We start from the raw sequence: 16662 nt of genomic DNA on the forward strand, positions 1-16662 counted from the left end.
CGTGACAGTCCTGTCGTCTTGCACTTTAATTCACAGGCAAACCCCGGTCCGGGCCGCACCCTTTTGAGGCGCGCGGATCATAGCGGGTTCGCAACCAATTTCAAATCCCGGGATTGACCGGCGGGTTTGCCGCCAGAATTTCACGGGCCGTTTCAACATCACGGCCAATCTGGGTCTTTAGGGCATCAAGCCCGTCGAACTTCTGTTCGCCACGAATAAAGCCGATCAGGCGAACCCGAACAGCGCGATCGTATATGTCTCGATCAAAATCAAAAAGGTGGGCTTCAAGGCCCGCTTCAGCATCGCCGCCAAAGCTGGGGCGCACGCCGATATTGGCGACTCCGTCGATCCAGCATTCAACGCGGTGCGGGTCATCCTGTTTGACCAGCCCCAGGCGAATGGCATAAACGCCAAATTTGGGGCGCAGATGCAGGCCCAACGCCACATTGGCGGTTGGAAACCCAATGGTCCGGCCCCGTTCATCGCCATGAATGACGATGCCGCCAATTTCCCACGGCCGCCCCAAAAGGGTGCGCGCATCTTCCGGCCGGCCTTCACGCAGGGCCTGGCGGATCGCGGTGGATGAATAAACAATGCCATTGTCATGGGTTACCGGCTCGACTGCCGTAACACCAAAACCGGCAACATCCCCCATCGCTTTCAGGGTATCGACATTGCCTGCCCGGCCCTTGCCAAAACAGAAATCCCAACCGACCACGATATGCCCCGCACCCAGCCCGTCAACCAGCACCCGGCGGATGAAATCTTCCGCGCTCAGGCTGGCAAATTCGGGGGTGAAGGCAATTTCGTAAAACAGGTCGATGCCCAGTTCCGATGCAGCCGCCAGCCTGTCCTCTGCCGACGTCAGGCGAAAGGGCGGCTCTCCCGCACGAAAGATGGTGCGGGGATGGGGTTCAAAGCTCAGAATGGCAAGGGGAACATCAAGGCGCTCGGCAATGGCACGGGCTTCCCCCAGAATGGTCTGGTGTCCCAGATGCAGGCCATCGAAATTGCCAATTGCAACAACAGCGCCACGCGCATCGATGGGCAAATTTTCAAAGGATCGAAAAACGCGCATCAATGCCGTTCTCTCTGTTTTGCTCGCAAAATGATTTCGATAACGGGCTTTTCGCAAAAAGCCCGGCAGGCAGCTATAAATCGGCCAAGGCCGCACCGTAAAGCCTTTTCCTGCTTATAACAGTGCAAAACAGCCATGCTGGGGGTTTATTTTACCTGCATTGCCATTCAACACCACCGCGCAACGCGCAATTCGGACCAATCCACCTGGTACCGGCAGATGGCCCTGTAGCCACAAAAAACCAGGGTGGGCTGCTCCCTCCCCGGTGATTTCGCGCCTAAAAGCCAGCGTATTTTTGCGTGATATGTAATGATGGCAACAGGACAGGCAGGAAAAGCCCGCCTGCGGGAAAACCGCTGCGAATGCCGGCTTAACCGCGCGCTGGCACCATAACGGTTGCTTCGCCGGAAATGACCACGCGATCCCCCACGGTGCAGGTGGTATCAAGGATAATACGTTTTTTCGCAGCGATAATTTCGCGAACCTTAACCGTGGCCGTTACCGTATCACCAATGCGCACCGGCGCACGAAATTGCAGGTTCTGCGACAGGTAAATCGTGCCCGGGCCAGGCAGGCGGGTGCCAAGGACGGTTGAAATAAAACCGGCCGAAAGCATGCCGTGCGCAATGCGGCCTTCAAACATGGTGGTTTTGGCGAATTCTTCGTTCAAATGCACGGGGTTGCTATCCCCGGAAACACCGGCAAACAGGATAATGTCCGTCTCGGTTACGGTTTTGGCATAGCTGCCTTCCATGCCAACTTCCAGATCTTCCAGATAGTAACCTTCCAGACCGTCACGCTTCGTCATCTTGTCGATCCCCGTACAGTTATATTTGTGCATTGCAATATTAACAAAGTATCATCATCGGATGGCCGTTTCGCAATGCCATTCTGAAAAAATCGGTGAAATGTCACATTCTGCTGCCAGACACCCGATTGCAACGCACAATCCACCGCCCTGGCGGCACTTTCGCCGATCATTTGCTAAATGATTGCATTTATTACGTTAATGTCCATTGCTTTGTCCCCATGTGCAATCAATATTAAGCGGACCTTCAATCACGGGGGCGTGCTGCAGGCTGCGGGATGATATTTCCAATCCCTGCCCCGGCGATGCCCTTTTGCCAGTTCCGGATTAAAAGCATGACGTCATCTGCTGCCGATATTTACGAAATCGCCATGGGCCGCTGGAGCCGCCGCCTTGCCCGCGCGTTTCTTGCCTTTGTCGATGCACCCGCCTGCGGCACGCTGCTTGATGTTGGTTGCGGTACCGGAAGCCTGACATTGGCGGCAGCAACGCGCTATCCCTCGGCCAATATTACCGGGATTGACCTGATGCCCGATTATCTGGGCGAGGCCCTGTTGCATGCGGCCCCCAACGTAAAATTTGAAACCGGCGATGCCAGCGCCCTGCCCTATGGCGATGCCAGCTTTGACACGGCCTTTTCCCAGTTGGTGTTAAACGACCTGGCGGAACCGCAGCAGGCCCTTGGCGAAATGCTGCGCGTGACGCGGCCGAGCGGGGTTATTGCTGCCACCGTATGGGACCGTGCCGGGGGGCTGGCCTTTTTGCGCCTGTTTCTGGATGCGGCGGCCATCCTGTTTGATGGCGAGGGCGAGGCCCTTCGCGCCCGCATTTTTACCGTACCCTACGAAGATGAAGACGCCCTGCTTGATTTATGGGCCGATGCCGGCATGACCGAAATTGGCACCGCCACCCTTTCCATCCGCATGGATTTCCTGGATTTCAACGATTACTGGCAATCGCTTTTGGGCAGCCACAGCCTGATCCGCGAGTTTTTCACATCCCTTGATGCCGAAAACGCCCATAACCTGCAGGCCACTGTTCGCCGCGCCTATATCGGCAGCGGCAATGATGGCAGGCGATCACTTGTGGCATCGGCACTGGCCGTGCGCGGCATCAAACAGGCCTGATCGCGAGCACACATCACTGAAACCAAAAGGGGGATCAGACAGCGCCGGTCTGATCCCCCTTTTTACGGGAATATTTAGCCTTCTACAAAGGCCCGTACATTCAGCCTGCAATGGCTAGCTGCCGGACTTTCCCGGTTCCTGCTGGTTGCCGCGTGCAGGTTCACGCCGGAAAGGCAAAAACAGGCTACCCGCCAGTGACTGGCTTTCACTGTCACGAAACTCGATCAGGCCGATCATCATGTCGCGGTCATCCTCGCGCGTTTTTTCGCGGTAGCTGGCAAAGACCCGATCCCACACCGACAGGATATTCCCGTAATTGCTATTGGTTTCATCCATCACGGCCGAATGATGAACGCGGTGCATATTGGGCGTTACAAACAGGCCGCGCAGGGCCTGGTCAAGCAGGCGGGGCAATTGCACATTGCCATGGTTAAACACGGCAAAACTGCTTAGCAGGGTTTCATAAATCACCACTGCCCAGGCATCGGCCCCCAGGATAACCACAAAACAGGCCTTGTATGCTGCCGATATGGCAATTTCCAGCGGATGAAACCGCACTGCTGTTGAAATATCAAAGCCAGGGTCAACATGGTGCACCCGGTGAAACCGCCATAACACATCAAACATATGGGTAAAGCGATGCTGCCAATAAACCGCGCAATCAAGCCCGATGATCGCCAGTAAAACCGCCACCGGGGCGGGCAGATGTAACAATGGAAGCAACCCCCAGCCCCGCGCCTGGGCATAGGATGCGGCAATGATCATCGCAGCACCGGTGGTAAACCGGCTTAACGCCGCCCCGCAGATCATCAGGGCAAAATTCGTCAGCCAGCGCCCGGCACGGGCCTGCCCCTCGCCCCGGCGATAGGGCAGGATTGCCTCCCATGTCCCCATCACAAGTAACAGGGTGGCAAAAACCGCCAGACGAAAAAGCACCGTTTGATCCATGACCGTGATGAATTTCCTGTTTAAAAATGCGTTTGAACTGTTCCTGCCGCCCGTATACATATGGCAGTCACGGCGTCAGGGACGTGGCGCCATATTTGCGGTATCGTAGACAAGGGACGACGATGCCGTTGGGGTGTCCATGGGGCGTGACAACCACAATATTGTTTCCCCGCGACAAGGCAATCAGCAAGGAGACCTTTATGGGTCACAAAATAGTGTTTTCCGCAATGTGTGCCATCGGCATTCTGGCGGGGGCGCTGTATTCGGCACCGGCACGCGCTGACGGTCCACCTTTTGATCTGCCCGTCGATTGCCCCTATGGCGAATGCGATATCGTTCATTATGTCGATCATGATGCAGGCCCCGGCATTCGCGATTTTGCCTGCGGCACCAGCACCTATGACGGCCATCGTGGCACCGACTTTGCCATTCCCGATGAAGAAGCCATGATCAGCGGTGTTGCTGTTCTTTCTGTCGCGGATGGGGTGGTCAGTGCCACGCGCGACGGGGTCGAGGATATTGATGCCGGCCGCCTGAACAAGGATGCGCTAAACGGTATTGAATGCGGCAATGGCATTCTGATTGACCATGACGATGGCTGGCAAAGCCAGTATTGCCACATGCGCCGCGGATCAATTGCCGTGCGCAAGGGCGACCATGTTACCCGTGGGCAAACCATCGGCCTCGTGGGGATGTCAGGCCAGGCCACATTCCCGCATCTGCATTTCAACCTGCGCCAGCATGACCAGTTGATCGACCCGTTTAGCGGCACCAACATGGCCGCTGCCGGGACGGATAATTGCAGCACCAACCAGTCGGTTCTGTGGACGCCCGAAGCATCGGCACAGATGAATTACCGCCCGGTCCATTTATATGCGCTGGGTTTTTCATCGGGCCGCCCCAATGCCACCGATATCAAACGCGGCTATGACCGTGGCGATACCCTGCCTGCAACCAGCCCGTCGCTGTATTTCTGGGGATATCTGATTGGGGTTAATGATGGCGACATCATCACCCTTAATGTTGCTGGCCCGCGCGGCTTTAACGGCAGCCGCGATTTCACCATCAAACTGCCCAATGACAATGGCCCGCGTGCCAAATGGTTTTACGTCAATGCCGACCGGCCTGGCGACCAATGGCGCAGCGGCACCTATCAGGGCCGCATCCTGTTTTCGCGCGATGGCAAATCACCGGTCGAAATCGGTACCACCGAACTGCACATCCCCTGATCCGGTAGCACGCACCACATCACGTCGCGGTGCATGCTGCGTGCTCCTGCAAACCAGCCTGTACCTGCCACATCCCGCCGGATGCGCGCGGAATGATAAAGGCATGACGCTTCACTGTTCCGCCAGCAAGGCAGCTACGGGCCTGCGCGGCTTGTCGCTAGCAGTGGCGGTAGCCCTCGCGCAAAGCTGTCCCGCCTGCATTGCATTGGGCGAGCGATGCCTGTCAACATCACCTGCCTTCATCACTAGCCTTCCCGCCCTGTTTGAAATAGGCATACAGTTTACGGACAATTCCGTGCGCCCGGCATGAAACATGTTTTGCCGTTACGGAATCCTTTTCTGATGATCGGCAGACTCGCTTTTGCGATCCGCGATCCTTCCCCCAAACTGGCATTTCAGGGTTTTTCCGGGGCTGAATCGGGAGCCGCGAACCTTCCTTTTGGTTGCAATGCACCAGCGAATCCCGCCACAGGGTGGAACAAAATTGCGAATGGACTGTTTTATGGAGGCTGGAACTATTAATTTTCAGGCCGCAAACCCGCAGAAAACCTTATCTATTCCACCAGGTTGAAGGTTTTTTGACGTTTTTGACTGCAGAGCACTTGTAACCTGCGCCAATGCCTGCCTATATTTCTTTTGTGCGCTGAGCAGTGCATGAGCCTGTCACTTAGACGGAGAAAGATGATGAACAAACGCAAAGCTGTTGCTATCGCCATTGCCCGCGAACAGCAAATCGCCCGCTCGATGGAAATCCTGTTTGCCGGGACCATTCTTGCCCTCATCGCGTCGATCCTCGTTCTCTAAGGAACGATCTGTTTTTCATCTTTTGGGCTTAGGCCCGATTTTCTCTGCCCGGCGGCACTGAAAAGTGCCGCGTATTTCCAGACAAGCATGACCCAACACCACATCACTGCCATTCAGATTACGCGAATTATTCGCCCGGTGGTCTAAGGACCCCGGGAAAGTTCTCGTTTTATCTGGATCACAGTAGATGTGTGTGCAAAGTCATGACAAATCATGCCCTTTTGGCGCAGGATGCGCCTGTTCAATCCCTTAAATCCGTTTATTGTTTTGCTGTTCACGCGGTTGCCGAACCCGACGTGATGCCCCGCGTGCTGGAGCTGTTCGCCAAGCGCAACCTGATCCCGACCAGCTGGCATTCCATTGTTGCAAGCGACCGGCAGGGCAACGAAGAACTGCAAATCGACATCCAGATCCAACAGCTTGAAACCCGCATTGCCGAACATATCGCGCGCTGCCTGCGCCAGATCGCCAATGTGCAAACCGTGCTGACCTCGGAAAAAGGCTATTCCAATTCCGCCATCGGTGCCTAAGCACCCGCTTATCGGACACAGACATATCCGGGAATGGACTGGCAAATTCGGGCAGGTTTCCCCCTGCCCGATGCCTACAGTTATTCCGGTTGTCTTAAACGAAACAGCCTTTCCTCACATCCGACGAACCCTCAACGCGCAGCAGGCAGAGGTGTCAATGTAAAGCCTTCAGGGCTTAAACCTGCATACGCTAACGTTGAACCAGACAGCACCGCTGCTGCGTAGCCAGGGTATTACGGATAAGTGGGCACGGCCACGCGAAGCAGCGGCAACATGTCACCGTTGCCTCCCACCATTTCCACAGCGGCTTAAAGGCAGCGCATACCTAGCTAGCAAAATCCAGCCGCACCTGGTTGCAGTCAAGGTTGCTCCCAACACCAGACCAGTTTCATCAAATGGCAAAAACAGTGTTTTCAAATCCATGACCATTTGATGATGGCCAGCATTGCGCCCGCCAAAGGATATGCGCTAACACTGTAGGCATATTTGAAGCGGCACATATATTTATGCGCCGGGAACCAGTCTGAGGAGCAGCCCTGATGGCTTTTATCGACCATATCCATGCCTGTAATTCGGCCCGGCCGGAGGATTACACGCCGTTTTGCATGGATGGTCGCATCATTGGAGGCACCCGCCCGGCATTTGCCGATGCCCTGCTGGCCCATCCTGCCAATATGGTCATTCGCCGGGAAGATACCGGGCATTTGCATCTTGCCCCCGAAATTGCCAGCCATAGCGAACGGTCAAATGCCTTTGCCGATCTGGTGGAGGATTTGCACCGCGATGGCGTGATCAAAAGCCTGCATGGTGAAAAATTCGATGTCCGGCCGACATTGGGTGATGCGCCCCTTTGTGTGATGGACCGTTCCGCCATGTCCTATTTCGGTTTCCGGTCCTGGGGCGTGCATTTAAACGGTTATGTCCGCAAGGCAGATGGTATCCATATGTGGGTGGCGCACCGGTCAAAATCCAAACCAACCTATCCCGGCCAGCTTGATAACATGGTCGCGGGTGGCCAGCCCACCGGTTACAGCTTTCGTCAGAACATGATCAAGGAATGCGCCGAAGAAGCCAACATTCCCGAAAGCCTGACAGCGGACATGAAAGCTGTTGGCACGGTTTCCTATGTTCATCAAACGGAAAAGGGCTTAAAGCCCGACGTGATGGTGAATTATGACCTGGAACTGCCGCAGGATTTTGTGCCCCGCCCGGTGGATGGCGAAGTCAGCCATTTTGAATTGCTGCCGCTGGCCGAGGTCGCCGAAATCGTCCGAACCGGGTTTGATTTCAAATTCAACTGCGCCCTGGTGATTATTGATTTCCTGATCCGTCACGGCATCATCACACCCGATAACGAACCCGATTATGCCGAACTGACCATCGGCCTGCATCGCGACATCAAACGTTAATCACCTTCGTTCCTGCGCCCGCAGGCGATAAAGCGGCATCATTGCCGGGCATAAAACGCGCCCGAACACACCCGTTTGGAAAACAGGTCGCCCTTGTTAAAACGGAAATACTGCGTCCAAGCAGTTTTTCTTAATGCCCGGCCTTGTCATTGCCGCCCATGCCAAAGGCGCTTAGCGCCATCAACGTCAGCTTCATGCGGGCATCCGGGTCAAGGGCATCAAGATCGGCCTGTTTCTGGCGCATGGTATTCAGGGCGTCGGAAATCAGCTTTTCACGGCCCGGTGCCTGCCCGGCCTTGGCGTAACGCCCTTTTTCCAGCCCAAGCTTGTTATCTGCAGCATTCAACGCGCTAAAGGCCGCGGATGACGGGTTTTGGGCCTCGATCAGGGTTTCGGCCAGGGCCTGGGCGCGGGCTTCATCGGTGCTCATGCCGGTGGCTTCATGGGCCAGGGCACGGTCGGCAATACGCCGGGCCTGGCGGGCCTGTTCAGCCTGCTGTGCCGGGGTTTGCACACGGGCAGTAGTCCCTGCCCCACCGCCATAGGCAGCACTGGCCGCAGCCCGGTTGGCTGCACCGGGGCTTCCGGCTGCTGTTGGGCGGGCATCCAACGGGTCCACCGGCAGCGACTGCGCATCCTGATAGGCGCGCAACGCTTCGCGTCCGCTTTTGCCAACAAAAACGCGCAGAAGCGTTTCCTTAAGCATACCCATTGCACTTCCCTTCGCACATCTACCTGACGACAACCGGGGTCAGTCACCCAGCGGGGCTGGGCGCGCCATCTACCTTGCGCATCCCGGATAACCATCATGCCGCAATAACGGCGAAAAATCACCGGCCTTTATGAAACCATCACAATAAACCAGTGATGCATGCCCCTAGCGCGTGTTTTTCGCGCCCGGTTCCATACGGCTTTCTTCAACCAGCAGCAAAAAACGCATCAGCGCGCCAATATCGCCAGTCGCGAAATGGTTCACATCAAAAACAAAATCGACATTATCGCGCGCCGGGTCTTCAGGGTCGCCAATAATGCCAAACTGCACATATTGCGCCCCCTGGGCATCAAGCGATGAAATCAGGTCGGCAACACGCACGCGGTCATGCCCCTCGGCTTTCAGGCGGATCAGGGCAAGAATATCGGCATCACAATCAATCACCTGGCGGGCAATCGATGCTTCGTCAGACATTGCCGGGGCAATATCCACATCAAAGCCGCCATCGGCAAACAGTGTTGCCACCGATTTCAAAAGCCTTTCTTCATCATGCGAGGCAGCAGCAATCAGAATGCGGGGATGGCGGCCTTCGATTTCGGCAAATCGCGACAGCATGGATGCAAGTTCACTAGAGGTCATGGCACCTCGCAAAATAGCCCGGCAGAAAAGCCGCCGGTTCAATCAGAATCATCAGCCCCCAATCAGGTGCCTGATGACAAAAGCATCCTATCACAACCTGCCCGCCCCAAAGCAAGGCCGGCAGGAAAAGCAGCCAGCACGTACAGGGTGCCGCTGGCAACAGGCATAAAGAAGGTGGAAATGACGCCCCGGATAAGGAAACGCCCCTTAAAACGCCAAAGGATCGCGACCAAGAACCAGCGGATGCAACGCCAGGATCGCACCATATAATATGATACCCCCAAGCACATCGCGCCAGTCCAGCCCGCCATTAAAAAGCCCGGCCAAGTCAAACCGCCGAGTCCCGGCTGATAAACGTGCAAATTCGTCCGCACCAAGGTGGCGAAGGCGCATTTTTTCCATTCGGGCCATTCCCAGCAGGGCAAAAAGCGCACTGCCGCCAAAAAAGATCAGGGCCGCCAAATGGCCATTGGGGAACAGATGCGCGCAGCCCCAAATGAACACCCCCAGCAACAGGGGATGGCGGGTAAAGCGGTTAATGCCGGGATGGGTGCGGTCATAACCGCGCGCCCGGCCAATTGAAAGCGGGCAAGGCTGGCGAATGGCTGCCACCCACAACCAGCAGACAGGCAGCATTGCAACCAGCGGAACCCAGTGTGCGCGCGGGTCATAGGGCCAAAGGGCAATATAATCGGCCTGCAATTCCGCCCCGATCACCCAAACCAGCAGCCCTATTGAAATTATCGAAAAAGCGAACAGATAAAGGGTCGATCCCAACCGGGCGACAAGCTGGCGGCGAAACATGCCTGGCACCATATGACCGGCCAGAAACGCAAAAATGGAAACGAAAAACCACTTCAAAATGCGATCACCTCTTTACTTTGACGGCGCAACATGCAAATTGCCCACCACGTTTCGCGCACCCTGATCGGGCAGCCTGTCGGCTTCGCCCCTTGCGCCGCGCGACTTTAGCGGATACCTCTTTATCCCTAATTGACTTTACGCAATAAAGCTGGGTTCATCCCAAACATCGGAACACGGAATATACTCGAAATGAGCTGGACACCGGAAAAGATTGAATTGCTGACTTCGCTCTGGAATCAGGGTTGGACCACGGCACGCATCGGTGAAGAGCTGGGTGTGGGCAAAAACGCCGTCGTTGGCAAGGCACACCGCCTGGGCCTGCCCAAACGTCCGTCCCCGATCCAGCGTCGTGCTGAAGAATCTGAAACCAAAAAGGCCCCTGCGCCCAAAGTTCTGTCCAAAGGCATCAGCATCTATGACCTTGGACCGGGCATGTGCCGCTGGCCGTTTGGTGATCCGGGTGACGATGACTTCCACTTCTGTGGCAAGAAAATCATCCCTGGCAAACCCTATTGCGACGAACATTGCGCTGCGGCTTACCTGAATGGCAAAAGCCCGCGTGAAGATAATCCGCGCAATCCGAACAATGGCGGCCCGAACAACAAGCGTTAATCACGCCCTGTTCACCGACCCAAAATTCAAAAAGCCGTCCTTCGGGGCGGCTTTTTCATGTGCGCAATGGCAGTTCAATGTGCAGGGCTTCCGCCCGCACCCTACCTTGCCGCCAAAACAAAACCCCGCCCAAAGGGCGGGGTTTGCAACATCATCGACACCGGGCACGGATACCCCCCGCGCCCAAAAGCCGTCGATTATTTCAAAGTCGTCAGCACATATTGGGCGAACCCTTCCTGGGTTTCACCGATAAAACTGATATTGGATGGTGCATTTGCCGCATCCGATGCTTTGGGGCTGGTCACGAAAGTCACCTTGTCGGCATTGCCCACCGGGGCAAGATGCCAGTTCCCATCGGCCTTCGGGTCGATGTTTTTTTCATCAAGAATGTAGTTTGCCAGAACCGTGCGGTTTTCATCCGGTGCATCAACAATGATGGTTGAACCATCCAGCCCCGGAAAATGCCCGCCGCCACTGGCACGGTAATTGTTGGTCGCCACCACAAATTTCTGGCTGCCATCAATCGGTTTGCCACCGAACTGCAAATTGGTAATGCGGTGGGCATCCTTGTTCACAACCTCGCCTTCCTTGTTATAGCGGGCAGGTTGCGTCACATCGATTTCATAGGTCACCCCATCGATGACATCGAAATTATAGGTCGGGAAATCCTCGTTGATCAGCATCTGTTCCTGATCACTGTTGGGATCAATTCGGTTAAACTGGCCTGCCGACATTTCCAGCCATTCCCGCACCTGATCGCCCGTCAGCAAAACGGCACGGACGGTGTTGGGGTAAATGTAAAGATCGGCAACGTTTTTAAGGGCGATCTGGCCTGCCGGAATATCGGTATAATAATCCGGGCCACCGCGCCCGCCCGCCTTGAAGGGGGCCCCGGCTGAGAGGATCGGCAAGCCATCATATTCCGTGCCCGCCAAAATCTTTTTCAGATACCAGGTCTGGGCATTGGTCACGATCTGGATCGAGGGGTCATCTGCCACCAGCGCAAAGAAGCTATTGATCGGGGCTTCGGTGGTGCCAACACCTTCGCGCATATAATCAATCGTTGCCTTATGTTCGGTATCGACTGCCTTTAAAATTTCCGGGTCGGCATCGACCAGCGGCACAATATCGCGGCCTTCACGATGATAGATCGGCTCGGCTTCCGACAGGGCGTCAGTTACGCTCCAGCTTCCGTCATCCTTCACATTCAAGCTTAAATCGATCACGCCAACATGGCTGCCCCAAAAGCCCGGCATCACGGCAGGAACACCGTTGATCGTGCCCTTCGACAAATCCACACCTTCGATATCGGCAAATTTGTCAGACGGGAAAACACCATGCGAATGCCCAAACAGGATCGCATCAATCCCCTTAACCTTGGACAGGTAATAGGTGGCGTTTTCTTCCATGCCCTCGCGGGTTTGGGTGCTCATGCCGGAATGGGCCACGGCAACCACCAGGTCTGCGCCCTTTTCGCGCATTTCCGGCACGTATTTTTCCGCCATATCAACGATGTCCTTGGTGATGACATGGCCTTCAAGATTGGCCTTGTCCCACTGCATGATCTGGGGCGGGGCAAAACCGATCACGCCAATGGTGATCGGGTGTTTTTTGCCGTCCTTGTCCACCAGTTCACGCTGCAAAAGCTGATAGGGCGTGAAATAGGGTTTGTCGTTATCAGGATTATCATCGCCATCCGCGACAAAGATATTGGCATTCACATAGGGGAATTTGGCACCCGCAATAGCATTGGCGAGAAATTCCAGCCCGTAATTGAATTCATGGTTGCCGACATTGCCAACGTCGTAATCCATCAGGTTCATGGCCTTGTAAACCGGGTGAATTTCGCCCTTTTTCAGGCCATGGCGCTTTGCCATATAATCACCCAGCGGGTTGCCCTGGATCAGGTCACCATTGTCGATCAGGATCGCGTTGTCGGCTTCGGCACGCGCCTGTTTGATCAGGGTTGCATCCTTGGCAAGGCCGACACTTTGGGACGGCGCATCGCGGTAATAGTCGTAATTGACCAGGTGCGAATGGATATCGGTGGTTTCAAGAATTCGCAGCGATACGGTGCTATCGGCAAGGGCGGTGCCCGCCATCAGGCTGACGGAAAGGCCCATAATCACGCTGGCCAATGGACGGTAAAAAGTCATTTATTGCATCCCTGAAAATTGGTGGTCTATCTGACAAATGTATTGTTGATTGCATGGTCAGGATTTGAAGATTTTGCGAAAATAGATGCGTTCACGCAAACAAAAACGCCCGTCCACAAGAACAGGCGTTTTCGAATTTGAATGTTTGCGCCAGAAAACCCAGCGTCGCGAATGGCTTACGTAAAATTACCGAGCAGCCTGCCCAATGGCGGCACCATCTTCGCTGCCACCAAAAACCACTTCGTTACCCGGTCGCGGGTCATTGGGTACGTTCAGCGACAGGATAAGCGAACCAAGCGCCAGCACCGCCCCGGTCAGGAACACTGCACTGGGCGACACCAGCCACAACAAACCAAATGCTGCAGGTAAAAACACAGCCGCAATATGGTTGATGGTAAAGCTGACCCCCGCCGTCGAGGAAATATCGCGCGGGTCGGCGATTTTCTGGAAATAGGTTTTCATCGCAATCGCCATGGCAAAGAACATGTGGTCCACCACATAAAGCCCGGCAGCGATATGGGCATTCTGCACAAAGGCATAGGATGTAAAGACGATAAACAGCCCGCAATATTCAACAATCAATGCTCGCCGTTCGCCCCATTTGCCAATCAGGCGGCCAATTTTCGGTGCCAACACCATATTGATGGCATGGTTAAGCAGGTAAAGAATGGTGATGGTGCCCACGTCATAGCCAAACTTTTCCACCATCAGAAAACCAGCGAAAACGGTAAATATCTGGCGGCGTGCCCCGGCCATGAAGGTCAGCGCGTAATACAGCCAGTAACGGCGACGCAGGATCAGCTTGCGTGTTTGCGGATGGGCATCCTTGAATTTGGGGAACACCATCCAGGCGATGATGGCCAGAATAACGGTCAGCGCACCGCCCACCACATAAACCCCGCGATAGGGCATCTGGAAAATTTCCATCAAAATCCAGACACCGCCAAACATGAAAAGCGACGCAATCGACTTTGCCGAAAGCTGCCGCCCCATCACCATCGCCGTTCGGTCCTTTGCCACCCATTGCAGGGATAGCGCCTGTTGCATGGTTTCAAAATAGTGAAAGCCAATCGACATCAGGACCGTCGTGCAATAAAGCCCGATCACGGTGGGGAAATAGCCGCTGATTGCCACGCCAAGGCCCAGGACCAGCAGGGAAATGACCGCAAAGGTCTGTTCACGGAAAATCAGCAGGGCGAAAATGGCGGTAAAGGCCAAGAAGCCGGGAATTTCGCGCAGGGACTGCAAAATGCCAATTTCACGCCCGGTAAAATCGGCCATTTCGACCGAAAAATTATTCAAAAGCGCCATCCAGGTCGAAAATGAAAGCGGCATTGCCGCTGCCATCAGGATCAGCAGAACTTCCGGGTTATTGCGCCATCCCGTCGGGCTTGCGCCGGGGCCAGTGGCAAAGGCCGTCTGGCTGGGGGCTTCACCGCCCAGATTACCCGGTGCGTGGGCATCCGGCTCGGTCGGGTTTTGGGCTTCGGGCATATCGGGCTGCCGCGGTGTCGGGTAAGGAGTAGGCATTCAAACGCTTCCTGATATGTCATGAACCCGGCGGGAAAGGATGGGAACGGGCTCATGGGGTTTACCCCATTACGTGTCTTCAAGTTTTCTGTGGGTTGTCTGTATTGCTTCCAAACTAAACTTGTCATTCCCGTCTGTCTCACGGTAATCTGCCATTGAATACGGCAAACAGGACATTTTCATGCTAAGACCGGAAAATTCACCGCCGCCACGCCCCCGGCCCGATGAACTGCCCCGCCCGGTTTATGTCCGCATCAGCGACGTTCCCGCTGGCCATTGCGTGGGCATGCATCATCATGACTGGTATCAGCTGATCTATTCCATCGAAGGCACCATGACCGTCACGACCGAGGCCGGCATCTGGGTGGTGCCGCCCCAGCGCGCGGTATGGGTGCCGCCCGGGCTTGACCATGCGGTTGCCCATGCCACCTTTTGCCGGTCACGCCATGTCTATATTTCGCGCCATGCACCAACAACCCTGATCGACCGGTGCATCGTGCTGGAAGTCAGCCCGCTCCTGCGGGAACTGATCCGTGCGGCAACGCAAATTCCCATTGAATATGACGAAGAAGGCAGCGAAGGCCGCCTGATCCAGGTGCTGCTCGATCAGCTTGCCGCACAGGCCCATACCAACAACCTGCATCTGCCCGCCCCCAAGGACACGCGGCTATCGCGCATTTGCCAGCAATTGCAAACCGACCCCGCCGATAACCGCACCCTTGAAGAATGGTCACGCGACTGCGGGGCATCTTCCCGTACACTTGCCCGCCTGTTTTTACGCGAAACCGGTATGCCCTTTCGCGAATGGCGGCAAAAATTACGGCTGCTCTATGCCTTGGAAAAACTCGCCCATCACCGGCCGGTCACCGAAATTGCGCTGGACCTTGGCTATGACAATACCTCGGCCTTCATCGCCATGTTTCGCAAGGCAACCGGCAAAACACCGGGCACCTATTTCAATACGCCGCTGTGATGGATTGCAAAGACCCTGACGTCATCATTGGCGAAGGCCCCACCCGGAAACAGCCTTAACAGCATCTTCCCCCGTAACTGAAAAGCCCGCGACACGCCCGTTGCCCGTTGCCCGTTGCCCGTTGCCCGTTGCCCGTTGCCCGTTGCCCGTTGCCCGTTGCCCGTTGCCCGTTGCCCGTTGCCCGTTGCCCGTCAAAGACACCCGTTTTTCCGGTAATATGACAAGCATTTTTCCGCGCCACAAAGCCCCATAAGGTGGCCTTGCCGCGGGAAAAAACGGCACTGTATTGATAAAAGAAAAGCCGCCGATCGCAGCTATGTCAGTCCAGTCTGAATGATCAAAGGTCAGTCAAACCTGCGCCCGAACAGGAAATTGGGCGGCAGAATATCGTCGTCATCCGTTCGTTGACGGGTTTGATAACGCGATGTTGCCTGTGGCAGGTTTCGGCCCGTGCGCCGCGTTTCCGAACACAGATTATGAATTTCCACCGCATCATCAATCGTCCAGTCCCGGCCCTGCGGGCGCGAAGGCGCACGGTCATTTGCACGGTCACTAGCCCGGCGATTATGGCCACTTGAATTTGACGGTACAGACATTTCACGTTCCGCCAAAAGGCGCAATATGCGCGCCAGATCCGGCAAAGCTTCGATCACATTATGCAGCGATGCCAACCCTTCGCTCAGCGCACCAATCATCGCGGCGGCATCTTCGGGTGAAACGGCAGCAACGGGGTTTTCGGCACCTGATGACGATGCATCCCGCAAAACAGCAGAACCAGCACCATCAAGCTCCCGCCCCTCACCCGCAATACCGGACACAGGCGAAGAACTCCCCGGCATGCCAGCCCCAGTCACGCGATCAGCATGGGCTGAGGATGTGGAGGGTGCGGAGGATGCCGATAATTTGGCAAACGAGGATTGCAATGCAGCAGCCCCCTCGGGCGTCAAAACTGACGCCACAGGCGATACTGAAGATACTGGCGACATCGAACCGGACGGCGATGAGAACGAGGATGCCTTTAAAGAAGGAATGGCAGCAGAAACAGGAGAAGAAGACAGGATCGGTGATGCTGTTCGCGCGCGGGCAATAGCCTCGCGCCGCTCACCCTCCGGCTCTGAAACCAGATTCAGAACCTGGAATTTTTTCCATGCTTTATGGTTCGGCTCACCGCGTCTGCGGCCCGGGCTGATGGCTGATTGCGCCTGACGGGTTCCTTGATAATTCTCCTCGCCCTTTCTGCGGG

17 protein-coding genes are annotated in these 16662 nt (G+C 55.6%); 8 read left to right on the top strand and 9 right to left on the bottom strand.

Annotation, left to right across the window (positions count from 1 at the left end; all coding sequences use genetic code 11):
- Positions 1-100: 100 nt before the first annotated feature.
- Both CSC3H3_RS15950 and CSC3H3_RS15955 read right to left on the bottom strand, forming a co-directional pair.
- Positions 101-1078, bottom strand: a complete 978-nt coding sequence (locus CSC3H3_RS15950; RefSeq protein ID WP_101271691.1) for a bifunctional riboflavin kinase/FAD synthetase — start codon at positions 1076-1078, stop codon at positions 101-103.
- A gap of 370 nt (positions 1079-1448) precedes the next feature.
- Entirely contained in the window at positions 1449-1886 is a 438-nt protein-coding gene (locus CSC3H3_RS15955; protein ID WP_101271693.1) for a MaoC family dehydratase, read from the bottom strand.
- 335 nt (positions 1887-2221) lie between these two features.
- Between CSC3H3_RS15955 and CSC3H3_RS15960 the strand changes: the two genes are divergently transcribed.
- Positions 2222-3013: a class I SAM-dependent methyltransferase gene (locus CSC3H3_RS15960; RefSeq protein WP_101285478.1), complete on the top strand. Its 792-nt coding sequence runs from the start codon at positions 2222-2224 to the stop codon at positions 3011-3013.
- Positions 3014-3127: 114 nt separating this feature from the next.
- Here CSC3H3_RS15960 and CSC3H3_RS15965 read toward each other — a convergent pair whose 3' ends face one another.
- Positions 3128-3961 (bottom strand): sterol desaturase family protein, encoded by an 834-nt coding sequence (locus tag CSC3H3_RS15965; protein ID WP_101285479.1) that lies wholly within the window; start codon positions 3959-3961, stop codon positions 3128-3130.
- A 200-nt stretch (positions 3962-4161) separates the two neighbouring features.
- Here CSC3H3_RS15965 and CSC3H3_RS15970 point away from each other — a divergent pair, with 200 nt between their 5' ends.
- The 4 genes from CSC3H3_RS15970 (at position 4162) to CSC3H3_RS15985 (ending at position 7933) form a co-directional block, all read left to right on the top strand.
- Positions 4162-5190, top strand: a complete 1029-nt coding sequence (locus CSC3H3_RS15970; RefSeq protein WP_101285480.1) for a M23 family metallopeptidase — start codon at positions 4162-4164, stop codon at positions 5188-5190.
- A 654-nt stretch (positions 5191-5844) separates the two neighbouring features.
- Complete coding sequence (locus tag CSC3H3_RS24460) at positions 5845-5994, top strand: hypothetical protein (protein WP_157831929.1); 150 nt, start codon at positions 5845-5847, stop codon at positions 5992-5994.
- A 203-nt stretch (positions 5995-6197) separates the two neighbouring features.
- Positions 6198-6524 (top strand): hypothetical protein, encoded by a 327-nt coding sequence (locus CSC3H3_RS15980; protein WP_101271701.1) that lies wholly within the window; start codon positions 6198-6200, stop codon positions 6522-6524.
- 539 nt (positions 6525-7063) lie between these two features.
- A complete protein-coding gene (locus tag CSC3H3_RS15985) occupies positions 7064-7933 on the top strand; it encodes an NUDIX hydrolase (RefSeq protein WP_101285482.1) in 870 nt (289 codons plus the stop codon).
- Positions 7934-8063: 130 nt separating this feature from the next.
- On the opposite strand, the gene CSC3H3_RS15990 is transcribed toward CSC3H3_RS15985, so the two are convergent.
- From CSC3H3_RS15990 to CSC3H3_RS16000, 3 genes are all read right to left on the bottom strand, one after another.
- Entirely contained in the window at positions 8064-8645 is a 582-nt protein-coding gene (locus CSC3H3_RS15990; protein WP_101285483.1) for a hypothetical protein, read from the bottom strand.
- Positions 8646-8810: 165 nt separating this feature from the next.
- Positions 8811-9284 carry a hypothetical protein gene (locus CSC3H3_RS15995; protein WP_101285484.1) on the bottom strand — a complete coding sequence of 158 codons (474 nt, stop codon included), beginning with the start codon at positions 9282-9284 and terminating at the stop codon, positions 8811-8813.
- A gap of 207 nt (positions 9285-9491) precedes the next feature.
- Positions 9492-10145, bottom strand: a complete 654-nt coding sequence (locus CSC3H3_RS16000; RefSeq protein ID WP_101285485.1) for an NnrU family protein — start codon at positions 10143-10145, stop codon at positions 9492-9494.
- 192 nt (positions 10146-10337) lie between these two features.
- Between CSC3H3_RS16000 and CSC3H3_RS16005 the strand changes: the two genes are divergently transcribed.
- Entirely contained in the window at positions 10338-10760 is a 423-nt protein-coding gene (locus CSC3H3_RS16005) for a GcrA family cell cycle regulator (RefSeq protein WP_101271711.1), read from the top strand.
- 197 nt (positions 10761-10957) lie between these two features.
- On the opposite strand, the gene CSC3H3_RS16010 is transcribed toward CSC3H3_RS16005, so the two are convergent.
- Together CSC3H3_RS16010 and CSC3H3_RS16015 are read right to left on the bottom strand one after the other, a co-directional pair.
- Positions 10958-12916, bottom strand: a complete 1959-nt coding sequence (locus tag CSC3H3_RS16010; protein WP_101271713.1) for a bifunctional 2',3'-cyclic-nucleotide 2'-phosphodiesterase/3'-nucleotidase — start codon at positions 12914-12916, stop codon at positions 10958-10960.
- Between the two features lie 186 nt (positions 12917-13102).
- Complete coding sequence (locus CSC3H3_RS16015; protein ID WP_245881143.1) at positions 13103-14446, bottom strand: MFS transporter; 1344 nt, start codon at positions 14444-14446, stop codon at positions 13103-13105.
- Between the two features lie 181 nt (positions 14447-14627).
- On the opposite strand from CSC3H3_RS16015, the gene CSC3H3_RS16020 reads away from it, so the two are divergent.
- Entirely contained in the window at positions 14628-15419 is a 792-nt protein-coding gene (locus CSC3H3_RS16020) for an AraC family transcriptional regulator (protein WP_101285486.1), read from the top strand.
- Between the two features lie 344 nt (positions 15420-15763).
- Here CSC3H3_RS16020 and CSC3H3_RS16025 read toward each other — a convergent pair whose 3' ends face one another.
- Entirely contained in the window at positions 15764-16237 is a 474-nt protein-coding gene (locus CSC3H3_RS16025) for a hypothetical protein (protein ID WP_157831930.1), read from the bottom strand.
- A gap of 19 nt (positions 16238-16256) precedes the next feature.
- Between CSC3H3_RS16025 and CSC3H3_RS16030 the strand changes: the two genes are divergently transcribed.
- Positions 16257-16625, top strand: coding sequence for a hypothetical protein (locus tag CSC3H3_RS16030; protein ID WP_101285488.1), 369 nt, complete (start codon positions 16257-16259; stop codon positions 16623-16625).
- Positions 16626-16662: the final 37 nt, after the last annotated feature.

It is taken from the genome of Thalassospira marina (genome assembly GCF_002844375.1).
Classification (GTDB): Bacteria; Pseudomonadota; Alphaproteobacteria; order Rhodospirillales; family Thalassospiraceae; genus Thalassospira; species Thalassospira marina.